Genomic DNA, 15,731 nt, shown 5'->3' with positions numbered 1-15,731 from the left:
GGTCAAGATATAAAAAAGTAGTGCAAACATATGCCTGCACTACTCTTTTCTCAAATCTCTCATATTTGATATGTATAAAGCAACGACTAAAACAAGAATGGATCCTGCATATAACAACGTCTCCATCGGTTCCTCATGAGATACAATAATTAAACGAATTAACGCCGTAATTCCGATATAAATAAAATAACGTAACGGGAAATGATAATTCGACTTAAAATACTTAATAATCAATGCGATGAACTCAAAGTATAAGAAATAAACGATGATGCTCTCAACCAATTTATACGACGTATACTCCTTTGTTGAAAATATATATTGAATAAAGGTAATCGTCTCGTTAATTAAAAAGATCGATAAAACAATGGACAATATAATTAACGCTATATTTAATATCCACTGTAAAACGCTAGCTATATAATGATCGATATTAAACTTCATTTCACACTCTCCTTCACGTAAATACTTATTTATTATAGCAAAATTATACTTACAGAAGTGTTAAATCAAATATGATCATCCTCTTTCACTATCACTTCACCATTCTGATATTTACGCTTAATATAGTCACTTCTCCAATCTTTACTTTGTATCTTTTAGCTTTTTCACAATGAAACTATATGCGTCAAAATCGTTTCATGACATTATTACCTGCACATACCTACACTTTATATAATAACGGTACAGTATAAACAACGTACTGTACAAATATATGTGGGGGGATTAACTATGAACGAAGCTTTACTATTAGTCGACATACAAAATGATTACTTTGAAGGCGGCAATATGGAATTACATCAATCTGAAAAAGCCGTACAAAAAGCGAAAGAAGTCTTGAAAGTATTTCGTGAAAATCATAAAACAGTTATTCACGTACAACATATTGCGAACAATGACGGAGCTACTTTCTTCTTACCCGAAACAGTGGGCGTTCAAATTCATGATGATGTACAACCGATTGCTAACGAAATAGTCATACAAAAACATCACCCTAACAGTTTTTTAAGAACCAATTTATTACAAACATTAAAAACAGAGAAAATAGACCAACTAGTCATTTGCGGTATGATGACTCACGTATGTATTGATGCAACCGTACGTGCTGCCAGTGATTTAGGATTTCAATGTGTTGTAATTGAAGATGCTTGTACAACAAAAGATTTAGAGTTTCAAGGAAATCTAATCCCCGCAGTACATGCTCATCAATCGTTCATGAGTGCATTAGAGTTTGGTAATATTTATGCAAAAGTCTTATCAACAAGCAGTTTTATAAACAAAATCAAATAAAGAATTACAGTTCCATATAAAAAAAGAAAGAATAAATATCTTATTCTTTCTTTTTTTCAATTATTTTAATGACAGTATTTATACGATAATCACCATAATGTAAAACATCTGCAAGAGTCTCTTCTAATTGCTGGTGCGAAGATGTATGAAGAATCATGATATAACACCCATCGCCACTTATACGATACATTTCAGCAATTACGTCCGTTTTTTCGAAAAAGGTTTGAATTTGATTATGATAATGTGGTGCATGCAAAAATAGCGTAACAAACGTCATGATAGATCCTTCCAACTTAGCCCTGTCGATATCTATCGTATATTTTTGAATGACACCTGCCTCTTCTAATTTATTAATTCGTTTCCCAACAGCCTGGCCCGTCAAATGTACTAACTCTCCAATTTCCTTCCAATTCATTCTAGCGTTTTCTTGTAGTAACTTTATAATTTTAAGATCTGTTGAATCAAACATAGCCGTCCCCTTCCTATATGAATCACCTTCTATAAGATCTTCATTTCCCCTACAATTCATCTTGAAAATTTTTACAATGCGATTGATTAACTCTATTAAGAATTACATTACTATTAACAGCTTTCCTTCTTCCTTACTATGTATTTTTGGATTACTCCTAGGCATCAAAAAAATTGGTACGTGTTCGAAAGAGGCATACAGCAAGCTAGCGATTTTTTTATAAATATGAAAATTTTTTAGTAATTAGTTTATCTTTTTTTAATGATTTATTTAGAGGGATTTTATAGTCGGCTATTAACATAAGAAACGTAGCAACTAAGTTCATCTATTCAATTTAAGGCTTTTCATATATGACGAACTGCTACTATAATCGCAAACCGTACTACTTAAAATCATAAAATAAGGAGACGATAAACATGAACAAAAAAACAAAAGCACTATCATCCATACTGCTCGGATTCACATTAGCATTAACAGGGTGTGCCGGTACTAAAGCTGAAGAAAATCATAGTAAACAAAAACAAGAGCAAGAACAAGTTGCGAAAGATACTAAAAAGGAAAATAAGTTAACTAAAGGACAAAAAATGGCTAATCTTCTTAGCGATACGAATTGGCAAGGTACAAAAGTATATGACAAAGATAAAAATGACTTAACAAAAGAGAATGCAAACTTCATTGGTCTTGCAAAATATGATGCTAAATCAGGAAGATATGAATTCTTTGATGCTAAATCTGGTGCAAGTCGTGGCGATAAAGGAATTTTCTTTGTCACAAATGATGGGAAGAAGAGAATATTAATTTCAGAATCAATGAAGTATCAAGCTGTTGTTGACATGACAAAACTAAATAAAAATGTATTTACTTATAAAAGAATGGGAAAAGACGCTAACGGTAAAGATGTAGAAGTCTTCGTTGAACATGTTCCATATAAAGAAAAAAACCTTTCTTTCACTGATCCAGACAAGCAACTGAACTCTACTACAGGAGATATTGTTAAAAATGTTGACGGAGATAAAATTTTAGGCAGTACCCTTTGGCACGGAACAAAAATATTAGATGAAGCTGGTAACGATGTAACACAATTTAATTCGAATTTTATAAGTCTAGCAAAATTTAATGATACGTCTAATAAATATGAGTTCTTCAATAGCGAAACAGGTCAAAGCCGCGGAGATTATGGCTACTTCGATGTTGTACACGAAAATAAAATAAGAGCTCATGTTTCAATTGGAAATAATAAATATGGTGCCGCCCTTGAACTTACCGAGTTGAATAAGAATAAATTTACGTATAAAAGAACCGGTAAAGACCAAGCTGGTAAGGACATAACTATATTCGTTGAACATGAGCCTTATAAAGGTGATATGAAACCACAATTTAGCTTTTAAAAACATTTCATTACAAACCCTGTACTGAGCTACAGGATTTTTTTAAGGCAAAATTATTTATGACTCCCTAAAAAAAGCCTTACTACACATAAATTGTAGTAAGGCTCTGACTATTTAAGATAAACATTAAACGACTTCATTATCTCTATACAAATAAAGTTTAGCAAATAATGTTACCATCCCCTCCAAGGAAAAGAAACCTTATTTCAACTTTCCTATTGATAAGTTAACACGATAATTCCCATACTTTAATAGTCGCCCCAGAAAGTTATCCAATTCTTCATTAGAAGCGAAATGTGTTTTTAATAAATAACATCCCTCACCACTTATACGATGCACTTCAGAAATTCCTTCTTCTCCTTGAAAGAAATTCATAAACTCTTGATGATTAGCTGTTGTTACAAACAAAGTAACAAATGCAGTCACTACTTGTCCTAATTTGATTCGGTTTATTGCGATTGTGTATTGCTCAATAATCCCTAAATCCTCTAACCTTCGAATTCGATTTCCTACGGCCTGCCCCGTCATATGTATTTTTTGACCAAGTTCTTTCCATTGTATTCTTGAGTTTTCTCCTAATAATTTCAGTATCTCAAAATCTGTTTGATCAATGATATAAACCAATCCTTTCACCGTGAAAGTAGAAAGCCCGAAAGTGTTTCGCCAACTTATTCTGCTTATCGATACAATTCACTATACTTAGTTTATCCTCTTACATCACATTATTTATCAGTTATATTTACTTATAACACAGAGGACGCAACAAAAAAATACATCTAGATTTAAAGGAGGTTACAAATATGTTATTACAAGAAATTCTATCGTTCAATGAACAATTTGTAGAAAATAAGGAATACGCTCCTCGTGAAGCGACAAAAATGCCTAAAAAACGTATGGTTGTTGTTTCTTGCATGGATGCTCGTTTAATTGAGCTACTTCCAAAAGCTTTAGATATACACGATGGTGATGCAAAAGTTATCAGAAATGCAGGTGGTAAAATTGCTTCTGCTTTCGATAGTGTTATGCAAAGTGTTGTAGCGTCAGTATACGATTTAAATGCAGATGAAATCTTCCTTATTGGACACCATAGATGTGGTGCGAGCCAAACGAATCCAAAAGGAACACTTCAAAAAATATTAGATCGCGGAGTAGCTTCACCAGAAATTTTATCAGCGATTGAATATGCTGGTATCGACCTTAAAAAATGGTTATTTGGATTCGATGATGTCTGCGATTCAACTCAAGCTAATGTTGATTTAGTAAGAAATCATCCACTTATTCCAAAAGATGTTCCTGTACATGGTTTAGTTATTGATCCTCACACAGGGAAATTAGATGTAGTGGTTGATGGATATAAAGCGTTAAATAGTGAAACAAAATAATAATTATTACGTACATGAAGGGAAGTTATGAGATATGAAAAAACAAGTATTAGATATGAATAGACAAGAAGCTACGCAAAAAATTCTAGCGGCAAAAATTAAAAAAGGGTTAACTTGGGAAGAAATTGCAAAAGTAAGTGAAAACTCTGAGACTTGGGTTGTAACAGCATTATTAGGACAAGCTACAATGACACGTCCAGAAGCAGAAAAAATCGGTAAACTATTAGAATTAGATGAAGAAGTAGTTCAAGCATTAACAGTAGTTCCACTTCGTGGCCAAGTAATGGAAATGCCTCCTACTGACCCGATTGCATATCGTTTATATGAAATGATGTTACAATATGCACCAACTATTAGAGAATTAATCTTAGAAAAAGCCGGCGAAGGTGTAATGAGTGCAATTAACTTCAACCTGGGTGTGGATACACAAGAAGATCCACAAGGTGGCGACCCTCGTATCGTCATTACACTTAACGGGAAATTCTTACCATTCCGTACATGGTAAAAAATTAAAAAATCCATCTATATAATTAAAGTAATTTTATAGATTTACAAAATCCATCCTTTCTAACTGTGTAGAAAGGATGGATTTTAACTATGAAATTCTTTTTCGGCAAAGGAGACTAATATGAATAAAAAATACTTTGATACGAGCTTTAGTATTCTACAGTGGTTTGTGTTTTTATTAGCAAATGCAATTGCATTACCTATCATTATTGGTGGCATATTCCATTTACCAATAGAAGATATCTCAACATTAATGCAGCGAACTTTTTTAGTAGTAGGAGTAAGTTCATTTATACAAGCATGGTTTGGGCATCGCTATCCTATTGCGGATGGACCAGCCGGTTCATGGGTAAGTATATTTGTCATATTGGGACAAGTCGCTATGCATCAAGGACAAAGTGCAAAAGATGTATTACAACTTTTAGAAGGTGGTTTAATTATTGCAGGTATATTACTCTTCGTTCTTGGTATAACAGGGCTTGTTCATCGAATCTTACGTTTATTTACCCCTTTAGTTACAGGAACTTTTCTTTTAATCTTAGCACTTCAGCTTAGTGGTGTGTTACTAAAAGGCATGATGGGATTACAAGGATCTGCAACTCATCCTGACTATACAACAGCTACTATTGCTCTCTTTGTTTTTGCCCTTATTACTTTCTTATCAATTAAAGGGAAAGGATGGATGAAAAGTTACGCTGTATTACTTGGCATTTCATTTGGTTGGCTTTTGTATGCAGTATTAGGAAAATCATCTCATATGCCTTCGCACACAACGCTAGTTAAGTTACCAGAGATATTTGCTTGGGGCACACCTAGATTCGATATTGGAATGACTCTAACGGCAACTTTATTTACATTTCTTTTAGTTGCAAATACAATCGCTGCTATTTCGGCTGTAAAACAAGCGGCTCCGTTATCTAAAGAAAATGAAAAGCAAACACTGAACCGTGGTGTATGGGTCGGAGGTATATCACATATTATCTCGTCGTTGTTCTCTACAATTGGAATTGTACCATTACCTGCATCGGCAGGATTTATCCAACTAACAGGACAAAGAAAAGTGAAGTCGTTCCTTATAGCAAGTCTTATATTAGCAGGTATTTCTTTTATCCCCTCAATTGTAAGCTTTATATCCTTGCTACCAGGACCTATTGCTAATGCTGCACTTTTAGCAACATTTGTCCAAGTAATAGGCATTTCATTTCAATCCATTTTACGGGAAGAATTAAATCAACGCCGATTCACTATATTAGGAATTTCATTATTAATCAGTTTAGGTATAATGTTTCTTCCAGAAAGTGCATTTAGCGGAGTTTCTTCTTCCTTACAATATGTTTTAAGTAACGGATTACTCGTAGGTACTATGATCGTTATTTTGCTAGAACAGTTTTGGAAAGAGTAAAAAAGCGCCCTGCTTACAGGGCGCTTTTTTATACCTAATGACTAATACTGGCAGTTGGGTATAATGTTGTTCCTCCAATTGAAACTTTTATTTCAATTGTTAATAGGAAATATTGTAACTAATAAACAGCGATTGGACCATAAGGACCTTTGATAATTTCTATTTTTGTTTCAAAAATATCTGTCAAAAGTGCTGGGTCCATAACCTCTTCTACTGTTCCAAAAGCAGCAATTTGTCCATCTTTCATAGCACAAATTTTATCAGAGTATTTAGCTGCAAAATTTATGTCATGCATAACAGTCAAAATTGTTCTTCCGAATTCATTAGCTGCACGTCTCAAATGCTCCATCATTTGAACAGAGCGCGCAACATCAAGGTTGTTCAAAGGCTCGTCCAAAAGTACATATTCAGTCTCTTGGCACAATACCATTGCTACATATGCTCTTTGTCTTTGACCACCAGAAAGCTCATCTAAATATCTATTCTCTAAATTAGTTAAATCTAGGAAATCGATATATTTAGAAATGATAACTTCATCCTCTTTCGTTAATCTTCCCTTTGAATAAGGAAAGCGTCCAAACCCAACTAACTGTCTAACAGTAAGCCTAGTTACAAAATGATTTTCTTGTCGCAATATAGTCAAAACTTTTGCTAAGTCTTTTGATTTGGATTCAGAAACATCCATATTTGCTACCTGAATTTGACCTTCATCCATATCTAAAAGTCTTCCAATCATTAAAAGTGTCGTAGACTTTCCAGCACCATTTGGTCCAATTAAAGAAGTAAAGCCCGCTTTTGGTATTTCAATATCCAAAGGTCCTATTTTTACCTTATCAGTATAGAACTTTTTAACATTATCAATTTTTATCATAAAGCCCTCTTCCTTAAAACAATAGTTAAGAATATAATTCCACCAAATAATTCAATAATAACTGAAACTACACCTTGAGCATTGAATACATGATACATTAAAAAGTATGCACTCGTCATGATCAAAAATCCTATAGCAAAAGCCATTGGAAAAATATATCTATGATCATAAGTTGCCGCCGCCTGATAACTCAAAGTTGCCACTAAAAATCCGTAGAACGTAAGTGGTCCAATTAGAGCAGTTGAGATGGACATCAAAATAGCAACTAATACAAGCGTATAAATTACACTAGGTTGATATTTGACGCCAAAAGAAGTAGCAACATCCTTTCCGAGTGACAAAACATTTAAATTCTTAGAATGAGCAAAAATTAATACTGCTACAACTATAATCATAGGAATTACAATAGGAAAGTATGCAGGATCTGCATGATTCACAGAACCAAATAATTTCGCTTGTAAAATATCAAACTCTGAAGGTGCAAGTAGTTTTCTCATGAAAGTTGACATAGAATTTAGTCCAGTGCCAATGATAATCCCAACTAAAAGCATAAGTTGTAAATTCCCGTATTTACCCGAAAGTAACCATCCATAAAGTATCAAACTCATAAGGACCATTACAACAACTTGGAATAAAAATGATCCAATTCCATTAAAGTTTATTAATGCACTAGCACCAAAGAAGAATATTGTACTCGTATGTATCGCTGAATAAAGTGATTCAAAACCTAAAAGCGAAGGAGTAATAATCTTATTGTTCGTAATAGATTGGAAAGCAACTGTCGACAAGCTATGGCAAACTGCAGCAATAATCATCGCGACAATAGCTACTATTCTTCTCTTAACAACTGGGATAAAAGAAGGGGAATCTATCGGAACCGGATTGTTATAAACTAAAAGTCCATAAGAAGAAAGGAGACCTAAAGCAATCAATGTTGTCAGTACAATCCAATAACGTTTTGCTTCCTTCTTAGAACGAAAAGCACTAGCTGATCTACTTTTATTATGAAGGCTAGAATCGACTTCGACATTTTCTTTATTTTTATAGTCTAATGTAATCATCGTAGCCTCCTTGGTTTTCTTCTTCTCAATAAAATAGTGATAAACACGACTGCTCCCACTGATGCAAGTATTAAAGAAACAGGTAGTTCAAAAGGCTTTATAATTGTTCGAGAAATGATGTCACAGGCAGTTATTGTCCCCATTCCGATCACACATACCCAAGGTAAATTACTTCTAAGATCATCACCTCTAAACATGGAAACAATATTTGGAACAATTAATCCCAAGAAAGGTAAGTTTCCAATAACAGCTGCAACAATTCCAACAGCAACAGAGATAAGACCAGTCCCAAAAAGAACAATTCTATTGTAATTAACTCCAAGGCTTGTTGCGACATCTTCGCCTAGTCCAGCTAAAGTCAATCTATTCGCATACATAAAAATAAGCAAAGTAACGATAACAATCAACCATAAATATTCGTATCTTCCCACCTGAATGTTAGCAAATGAACCTACAAACCAAGTTTCAATACTTTGCGTCATTTGAAAAAGGAGTCCCAAAAAAGTAGACACTGCAGAAATAACTGCTCCAAGCATCAATCCAATAATCGGAACAATTAAAGATGAGCGAAGCTTAACTCTTCTTAAAAATAGAAAGAAAATCATAGTTCCTATAAAAGAAAAAATGATTGCACCAGTCATTCTTTGAACTAAAGTCGGGGCAGGAAATAGTAAATACACAAAAAGCAGGCCTAAGCCTGACCATTCAATCGTCCCCGTTGTAGTAGGTTCAACAAAACGATTTTGTGTAATTAGTTGCATGACGAGCCCCGCCATCGCCATTGCAGCTCCAGTAAGCATTAATGCCACTGTTCTCGGAACACGAGTTATGAAAAACATCTCCATTCCGTCCTCTTGTCCACGTATATCATAAACTCCAGTAAACAGTGATATAATCCCTAAAATTATAACAACTATAACCGCTATTATAAAAGGTTTTGTCCATATTTTATTGTGATTATAAAACTGGGGTTGAGAAATATTCTCAACCCTAGAAATCATATTTTTTGACACTGCTTCGTACTCCTTTACACTACTTAGCTAAAGTTTTTGCAATATTTCCAAACAACTCTATATAAGTCTGAATTGATTCATTTGTGTAAGTATCTGCTGGTGCATAAATAACTTGTTTCTTAGAAACAGCAGTTGTGTTTTGAAGAGCTGGTGATTTAGAAATAACATCTTGAGCAGGAGCTGACTTAGCAGCATCAGATGTTGCAGCATCACGATCTAATACGAAAAGCCAATCAGGATTTGTTTGTGCGATAGCTTCAACAGAAACGTCATCACCTTTATGACCTGCAGTAGAATTCGAAACTTCTAATGCTGGAGTCCAACCGAAAATTTCATACATAGGTCCCCAAACACGACCAGAGTGCGGCGCAGCAAAACCAATATTTCCACCAGTAACGATAACACTCATAACTTTATCTTTTCCGTTATAAGCAGATTTTGCTTTTTCAATAGATTTATCGAAGTCAGCTACTAATTGTTTAGCTTCTTTATCTTTATCAAAGATTTTCCCTAAAGTCATTGTAGAATCTTTAAGTCCTTTTACTAAATTCTCGCCAGGTTTAGTAGCTTTCTCAGAAACATCAACATTAAGATCAATAACAGCTGCATTTGGTACTAATTTTTTAATTTCTTCGTAATGGCCAGCAAATCTTTGACCAACGATTACAAGTTCAGGGTTTGCCGCTGCTATAATTTCAAGATTGGGTTCGCGGTGATTCCCAATATTTTTAACTGTTTTATCATTTTTATACGCTGAATCTGCAGGCATAATATCCTGTGGAGCAGCCGCTAATTTAATTCCCCAATCAGCTAAAGTTTCAAACGTTCTATTATCTAAAGCAACTACATTCTTTGGATTTACAGGAACAGTAACCTTTCCATGAGCATCAGTGATTTCAACCGTTTTTGGCTTATCACTACTATCACCTTTATTAGCCTTCGAAGTTTCTTTACCTGAATCTGAGCAAGCTACTAACATTAAAGTGAAAATTGCTAGAATACTTACTAATTTTAAAAGCATAGTTTTTTTCATACGTATACTCCTTATTATGTAATTTAGTTCGAAAATGATAAAGTCCATAAATTAAATTAGATAGTAACTTTCATACATCTAAATTGCTATTGATAATCATTTTCATTTGAACATCCTGATAATAAGTATAGTCGTTAATTATGTGAAAATCTTGTGAATGGTGTGAGTTACTACAATTAAAAATAAATTCGATACGGTCTCAACTAATGCACACCAGATCCATCCCCCCACACGCACTAACCGATAGATTAGTACCTTATAAACCGTAATTTCTACTGCAAAAAATGCACATTTCCTTATAGCAATCTTCTTTTAATATTTCACACAAACTACTTTATTATCTTACTTTTATCATTCAACCATTGAATAGCCTCTGCCATGTATCGTTTGAATATATCTGTCTTTCTTCTCGCACTTTAATTTTTTTCTTACATACCCAATATATAAGTCTACTACATTTGGATTTACTACTACGTTATATCCCCAAACTTGATTCAAAAGCATTTCACGGCTCAATATCGTATTTTTATTCTTGATTAAAAATACAAGTAAATCATACTCACGCTTCGTAAGCGAGAGATTTTTACCACCTTTTTTCACAATATTGCTAGATGCATCAACAAGGAGATCTTTAAACTGAAAAAAGTTTGTCTCATTTTGCTGATTATAGTCACTTCTTCTTAAAATAGCTTGAACCCTTGCTACTAATTCTTCTTTCACAAATGGTTTTCTAATATAATCATCTGCTCCTGCTTGTAACCCTGCTATGCAATCCTTACTAGAAATATTGTCGGTCACAATAATGATCGGTGTCGTTTTAACAAGTCGTATTTGTCTGCAAATTTCTGGTCCCGATATACTTAATGAATCCCAATCCAATATGATAATATCCCAATCTTGTTCATATATTATATTTAAACCTTGGTTTTCATTGTGAAGTTTTAAAATGAAATAGCCTTCTTGCGTTAAACCGCTTACGATTTTCTTCGCTAAAGACCTTTCATTCTTAATTACTAGCACCTGCTTCACCGATGGTTCACCTCTACTTCAATATAACTTAGTTACATAAAAAATTATCTCAAAAAAATAATTTAAGATTTGTAAATGTTAAATTCCTAAAAAAGCCATTATAACAGCTTATTAGGAGAACTCTATATAATCTTACAATAGATACGGATAAAAACACAAAGAATATGAAGATTCAAATACATATTATGTAATCATTAAAAGCATCTATAGTATCTATCTGCTTATCAGCAATAACTACTTCTTCATTTTCTGGTTCAGGGGGTACCGCCCCATACCCATCAACTTAAGTATTTTATAAAACTACAAAACAAAAAGAACCATAACCTCGCCAATCTGGCAAAGTTATGGTTCATATCATACAAAATAAAAAACCACCAAACAGTTATGTATTGGTGGAGACGGTGGGAGTCGAACCCACGTCCAAAAATATCGGCACTTAAGCTTCTACGAGTGTAGTCGATATATTAGCATTTCGCGAACTCTTCGGCCTATCGACAGGCTTCCAAGTTGCTAGTCTGATTGTTCTCTTCCTTCGCCCTCAGACGGCGAACTCCGGCGTAGTCCACTTAGTTTGAGTCCCTTACCCTACCACATGGACGATGGAGGGAGGAACCTTTAGTGCAATTAAGCAGCTAAAGAAAGATTGTTTTGTTTGCCAATTATAGGCTTTGACGTTTTAACGAGGCCGATCCCCTCGACTCGCAACCTAAGCTCGAACTATCCCTGTCGAATCCGTAACGTCCCCATGATAAAAATGGAGCATACGAAGAAATTTCGTGATAGCTACTAAGAGCTGTTTTTCAATGTGCAACAATCTTACATAAGTTATTATATCATACGCGCGCCGTTTTACAAATGTAAATATCTGTATTACATCTTTTGTCGATCACGGAACGCGCGTGCAATTTCACGTTTTGCTTCTTTCTCTTTTAAATCGTTACGCTTGTCATATTGCTTTTTACCTTTTGCTAAACCAAGTGCCATTTTCGCGAAGCCATTTTTCAAATAAATTCTAACTGGAACTAATGCATAGCCTGTTTCTTTTGAAGCACCCGTTAACTTCTCAATTTCTTTTTTATGAAGAAGTAACTTTCTCGTGCGAAGTGGATCATGGTTGAAACGATTCCCTTGCTCATATGTACTAATATGCATATTATGAACCCATACTTCACCATTATGTACACGTGCAAACGCATCTTTCAAGTTCACGCGTCCAGCGCGAATCGACTTAATTTCCGTTCCTTGAAGGACAAGCCCTGCCTCGTATGTTTCTTCGATGAAATAATCATGAAATGCTTTTTTATTTTGTGCAATAACCTTACCTGTACCCTTTGGCATATAACGTCCCTCCTCTATTTTTACTATTGTAACAAATGTTAATAAAAAGCGAAAGTGGCTCACTCAGAATCTTTGGACATTGGAACTCCCGACAGAGAAGCGCTTTTTGCTTCGTCCGAGGGAGTGAAATGGCCAACAGATTCTAGCCACTGTAGCTGGATTATACAAAAAGCGAAAGTGGCTCGCTCAGAATGTGAGGTGGATGGAGCTTCTGACCTTGAGGCGCTCTTTGCCTCTTGGGAGGAAGCGAAGCCGCCGAACATTCTAGCCACTGTAGCTGGACTTCATAAAAAAGCGAAAGTGGCTCACTCTCAAGCCACCACTAAAAAAGAAAAGGCTTCGCTTTTCATCAAAGCGAAGCCATTCTTTTCTTACTTACGCTTTTTCTTTTTCTTCTTGAATCCTGGTACATTTTCGAAGAATGCTTTTTTCTTCTTGCCGTTACCATCTTTTTTCCCTGGCTGACTAGCTGATGCTGATGTGGACGCGGAAGCTGTTCCTCTTCCTTTTCCTTTGCCACCACGGTCAAATTTTCTACCTGTTCCACGTTCTCCGCCGCGCTCATTACTGCGCTCACTGCGTCCACCACGTTTCTTTCTGCCTGTTCTTGGCTGTTCGATAACGACTGGGCGATCTTTGAACTTACGACGAGGCGTACCTTTCATGCCAACGATTTCAAAGTCGATTGCACGCTCGTCCTTGTTTACGTTAATAACACGAATTGTAATTTCGTCGCCGATGCGGAATACGTTACCTGTACGTTCTCCAATCATTGCGAAATGCTGTTCGTCATAACGGTAGTAATCATCCGTTAAGTAGCTAACGTGTACAAGACCTTCAATTGTATTTGGAAGCTCTACGAATAAACCGAAGTTTGTTACAGAGCTAATCATACCGTCATACTCTTCGCCAATCTTATCAACCATATACTCTGCTTTTTTCATTTCGTCCGTTTCACGTTCTGCTTCAACAGCACGACGTTCCATATTAGAAGAGTGCTCTGCAATCTCAGGTAAGTTTTCACGCCATTTTGCTTGTGTTTCGTTGTCGACTTTACCGTTAATGATGTATTCACGAATTAATCTATGAACGATTGTATCTGGGTAACGACGAATTGGTGATGTGAAATGTGTGTAGAACTCAGTTGATAAACCGAAATGTCCTAAGCTATCCGCATCGTAACGCGCTTGCTTCATTGAACGAAGCATTACTGTTGAAATAACTACTTCTTCAGGCTGTCCTTGAACCATTTCAAGAATTTGTTGCAGTGCACGAGGATGTATTTCATTCGCACGTCCTTTTACTGCATATCCGAAGTTCGTTACAAACTCGAAGAAACGTTCCAACTTATCTTCTTTCGGATCTTCATGGACACGGTACATGAATGGTACGTTCATCCAGTGGAAATGCTCTGCTACTGTTTCGTTCGCAACAAGCATAAATTCTTCAATTAACTTCTCTGATACAGAACGATCACGCATGACAACATCTGTCGGTTTTCCTTCTTCATCTACTAATACTTTCGCTTCTTTAAAGTCAAAGTCAATTGCACCGCGGCGCATACGTTTTTCACGTAAAATTTGTGCCAATTGTCCCATCTCTTTAAACATCGGTACTAGCGGCTCATAACGTTTGATTAATTCTTCGTCCTCATCTTCTAAAATGCTTCTTACATCAGCATACGTCATACGCTCTGTCGTTTTAATTACACTTTGGAAAATCTCGTGCTTTACAACATCACCTAAGTTGTTGATTTCCATTTCACAAGATAATGTCAGGCGGTCTACTTTCGGGTTTAACGAACAAATACCGTTGGATAGACGATGCGGGATCATCGGAATTACACGGTCAACAAGATATACACTCGTCGCTCTCTCCGCTGCTTCTACATCAATTGGAGAACCTTCTTGAACGTAATGACTTACATCCGCAATATGAACCCCAAGCTTGTAGTTACCGTTCTCGAGCTTCGTTACTGTAACAGCGTCATCTAAATCTTTCGCATCTGCACCGTCAATCGTTACAATCATTTGGTCACGCAGGTCACGGCGATCTTTTAAATCTTCTTCTGAAATCGTTTCTGGTACACTGTTAGCATGCTCCATCACTTCTTCAGGGAATGCTAAAGGTAAATGATGTTTATGAATGACAGATAAAATATCTACTCCTGGATCATTTTTATGACCTAGAATTTGAATAACTTCACCTTCTGCACTTAAACGATTCTCTGGATAGCTCGTAATTTTCACAACTACTTTATGGCCTTCTACAGCACCCATTGATGCACTTTTCAAGATAAAGATATCACTCGTCCAGCGCTTATTGTCAGGTATAACAAATCCAAAGTTTTTCGATTCTGTATATGTACCAACTAGTTCTTTCGTGCCACGTTCTAAAATGCGTACAATTGAACCTTCTTGGCGTGATCCGCTCGATTGAGAACTAAGGCGTGCTAATACTGTATCGCCATGAAGTGCACCGTTTAATTCTGTAGGCGGGATGAAAAGATCATCGTCTCCTGTTTTCTTCTCGTCTGGTACAACGAATGCAAAGCCACGTGCATGTCCAATTAACTTACCACGTACTAAATTCATTTTTTCAGGAAGACCGTAACGATTGCTACGTGTACGAATAACAAGTCCCTTCTCTTCCATCATTACAAGTGCCTTTACAAAATCTTTAAAGCCTTCAGAACCTTCAATTCCAAATGCCTCTTCTAACTCTTGTATCGTTAACGGTTTATACGCTTCTTCTCTCATAAATAATAACAACTTATCAATATGTTCTTGTGTGATTTCTTCCAAGCAAAAATACCTCCTTTAAAACCTTATATTATTTAGTGTATCCGAAAGATAGGGGATGTATAAAGCGAAACTTCAATACGCCCCTAATGATTTTTTACAGTTTTCATAAAGTGAAACTTTAATCAGTATTTTTTCTATTCCCACTGA

General features: G+C 35.5%; 15 protein-coding genes and 1 other RNA gene. 5 read left to right on the top strand and 11 right to left on the bottom strand.

The annotated features are described in order from the left end of the window. Nucleotides 1-39: 39 nt before the first annotated feature. On the bottom strand, nt 40-441 hold the full coding sequence (gene psiE, locus FS742_RS22405) for a phosphate-starvation-inducible protein PsiE (protein ID WP_000671179.1): 402 nt from the start codon (nt 439-441) through the stop codon (nt 40-42). Nucleotides 442-729: 288 nt separating this feature from the next. Here psiE and FS742_RS22395 point away from each other — a divergent pair, with 288 nt between their 5' ends. After that, nucleotides 730-1,287, top strand: coding sequence for a cysteine hydrolase family protein (locus FS742_RS22395; RefSeq protein WP_144615162.1), 558 nt, complete (start codon nt 730-732; stop codon nt 1,285-1,287). A gap of 40 nt (nt 1,288-1,327) precedes the next feature. Here FS742_RS22395 and FS742_RS22390 read toward each other — a convergent pair whose 3' ends face one another. After that, entirely contained in the window at nt 1,328-1,756 is a 429-nt protein-coding gene (locus tag FS742_RS22390; RefSeq protein WP_144615161.1) for an Lrp/AsnC family transcriptional regulator, read from the bottom strand. A 416-nt stretch (nt 1,757-2,172) separates the two neighbouring features. On the opposite strand from FS742_RS22390, the gene FS742_RS22385 reads away from it, so the two are divergent. Continuing rightward, nucleotides 2,173-3,144: a DUF4822 domain-containing protein gene (locus FS742_RS22385; protein WP_144615159.1), complete on the top strand. Its 972-nt coding sequence runs from the start codon at nt 2,173-2,175 to the stop codon at nt 3,142-3,144. Between the two features lie 201 nt (nt 3,145-3,345). Here the strand turns inward: FS742_RS22385 and FS742_RS22380 are convergent, their stop codons facing one another. Further along, entirely contained in the window at nt 3,346-3,777 is a 432-nt protein-coding gene (locus FS742_RS22380; protein ID WP_002096214.1) for an Lrp/AsnC family transcriptional regulator, read from the bottom strand. A 167-nt stretch (nt 3,778-3,944) separates the two neighbouring features. Here FS742_RS22380 and FS742_RS22375 point away from each other — a divergent pair, with 167 nt between their 5' ends. The 3 genes from FS742_RS22375 (at nt 3,945) to FS742_RS22365 (ending at nt 6,435) form a co-directional block, all read left to right on the top strand. Further along, the gene (locus FS742_RS22375; RefSeq protein WP_144615157.1) at nt 3,945-4,526 is read left to right on the top strand and encodes a beta-class carbonic anhydrase; all 582 of its coding nucleotides are present in this window, start codon (nt 3,945-3,947) and stop codon (nt 4,524-4,526) included. Between the two features lie 55 nt (nt 4,527-4,581). Beyond that, the gene (gene cynS, locus FS742_RS22370; protein ID WP_033665564.1) at nt 4,582-5,031 is read left to right on the top strand and encodes a cyanase; all 450 of its coding nucleotides are present in this window, start codon (nt 4,582-4,584) and stop codon (nt 5,029-5,031) included. 123 nt (nt 5,032-5,154) lie between these two features. Then, nucleotides 5,155-6,435: a purine/pyrimidine permease gene (locus FS742_RS22365; protein WP_144615155.1), complete on the top strand. Its 1,281-nt coding sequence runs from the start codon at nt 5,155-5,157 to the stop codon at nt 6,433-6,435. Nucleotides 6,436-6,553: 118 nt separating this feature from the next. Here FS742_RS22365 and FS742_RS22360 read toward each other — a convergent pair whose 3' ends face one another. From FS742_RS22360 to rnr, 8 genes are all read right to left on the bottom strand, one after another. Beyond that, nucleotides 6,554-7,306 carry an iron ABC transporter ATP-binding protein gene (locus FS742_RS22360; RefSeq protein WP_144615153.1) on the bottom strand — a complete coding sequence of 251 codons (753 nt, stop codon included), beginning with the start codon at nt 7,304-7,306 and terminating at the stop codon, nt 6,554-6,556. Beyond that, nucleotides 7,303-8,367: an iron chelate uptake ABC transporter family permease subunit gene (locus FS742_RS22355; RefSeq protein WP_144615152.1), complete on the bottom strand. Its 1,065-nt coding sequence runs from the start codon at nt 8,365-8,367 to the stop codon at nt 7,303-7,305. Before FS742_RS22355 ends, FS742_RS22360 begins: the two co-directional genes overlap by 4 nt. Next, the gene (locus tag FS742_RS22350; RefSeq protein ID WP_144615150.1) at nt 8,364-9,380 is read right to left on the bottom strand and encodes an ABC transporter permease; all 1,017 of its coding nucleotides are present in this window, start codon (nt 9,378-9,380) and stop codon (nt 8,364-8,366) included. The genes FS742_RS22355 and FS742_RS22350 overlap by 4 nt, the downstream gene beginning before the upstream one ends. Nucleotides 9,381-9,399: 19 nt before the next feature. Next, complete coding sequence (locus FS742_RS22345) at nt 9,400-10,413, bottom strand: siderophore ABC transporter substrate-binding protein (RefSeq protein ID WP_144615148.1); 1,014 nt, start codon at nt 10,411-10,413, stop codon at nt 9,400-9,402. Between the two features lie 351 nt (nt 10,414-10,764). After that, nucleotides 10,765-11,442, bottom strand: a complete 678-nt coding sequence (locus FS742_RS22340; RefSeq protein WP_144615146.1) for a response regulator transcription factor — start codon at nt 11,440-11,442, stop codon at nt 10,765-10,767. Between the two features lie 390 nt (nt 11,443-11,832). After that, nucleotides 11,833-12,187: a transfer-messenger RNA gene (gene ssrA / locus FS742_RS22335) on the bottom strand. Between the two features lie 125 nt (nt 12,188-12,312). Then, on the bottom strand, nt 12,313-12,780 hold the full coding sequence (gene smpB / locus FS742_RS22330; protein WP_001123922.1) for an SsrA-binding protein: 468 nt from the start codon (nt 12,778-12,780) through the stop codon (nt 12,313-12,315). 371 nt (nt 12,781-13,151) lie between these two features. Then, nucleotides 13,152-15,584, bottom strand: coding sequence for a ribonuclease R (gene rnr, locus FS742_RS22320; protein ID WP_000391339.1), 2,433 nt, complete (start codon nt 15,582-15,584; stop codon nt 13,152-13,154). Between the last annotated feature and the right edge of the window lie 147 nt (nt 15,585-15,731).

Origin of the sequence: Bacillus cereus, from assembly GCF_007678085.1 — a bacterium.
GTDB classification, from domain to species: domain Bacteria; phylum Bacillota; class Bacilli; order Bacillales; family Bacillaceae_G; genus Bacillus_A; species Bacillus_A cereus_BE.
The sequence above is the reverse complement of the archived record's forward strand: the minus strand, read 5'-3'. Positions and strand labels throughout refer to the sequence as shown.

Excerpts from the sequence above, each read along its gene's own strand:
- smpB (WP_001123922.1), bottom strand. The coding sequence starts at position 12,780 with ATGCCAAAGGGTACAGGTAAGGTTATTGCACAAAATAAAAAAGCATTT.
- FS742_RS22385 (WP_144615159.1), top strand. The coding sequence starts at position 2,173 with ATGAACAAAAAAACAAAAGCACTATCATCCATACTGCTCGGATTCACA.
- FS742_RS22390 (WP_144615161.1), bottom strand. The coding sequence starts at position 1,756 with ATGTTTGATTCAACAGATCTTAAAATTATAAAGTTACTACAAGAAAAC.
- FS742_RS22395 (WP_144615162.1), top strand. The coding sequence starts at position 730 with ATGAACGAAGCTTTACTATTAGTCGACATACAAAATGATTACTTTGAA.
- FS742_RS22345 (WP_144615148.1), bottom strand. The coding sequence starts at position 10,413 with ATGAAAAAAACTATGCTTTTAAAATTAGTAAGTATTCTAGCAATTTTC.
- FS742_RS22360 (WP_144615153.1), bottom strand. The coding sequence starts at position 7,306 with ATGATAAAAATTGATAATGTTAAAAAGTTCTATACTGATAAGGTAAAA.
- FS742_RS22355 (WP_144615152.1), bottom strand. The coding sequence starts at position 8,367 with ATGATTACATTAGACTATAAAAATAAAGAAAATGTCGAAGTCGATTCT.
- psiE (WP_000671179.1), bottom strand. The coding sequence starts at position 441 with ATGAAGTTTAATATCGATCATTATATAGCTAGCGTTTTACAGTGGATA.
- FS742_RS22375 (WP_144615157.1), top strand. The coding sequence starts at position 3,945 with ATGTTATTACAAGAAATTCTATCGTTCAATGAACAATTTGTAGAAAAT.
- cynS (WP_033665564.1), top strand. The coding sequence starts at position 4,582 with ATGAATAGACAAGAAGCTACGCAAAAAATTCTAGCGGCAAAAATTAAA.
- FS742_RS22365 (WP_144615155.1), top strand. The coding sequence starts at position 5,155 with ATGAATAAAAAATACTTTGATACGAGCTTTAGTATTCTACAGTGGTTT.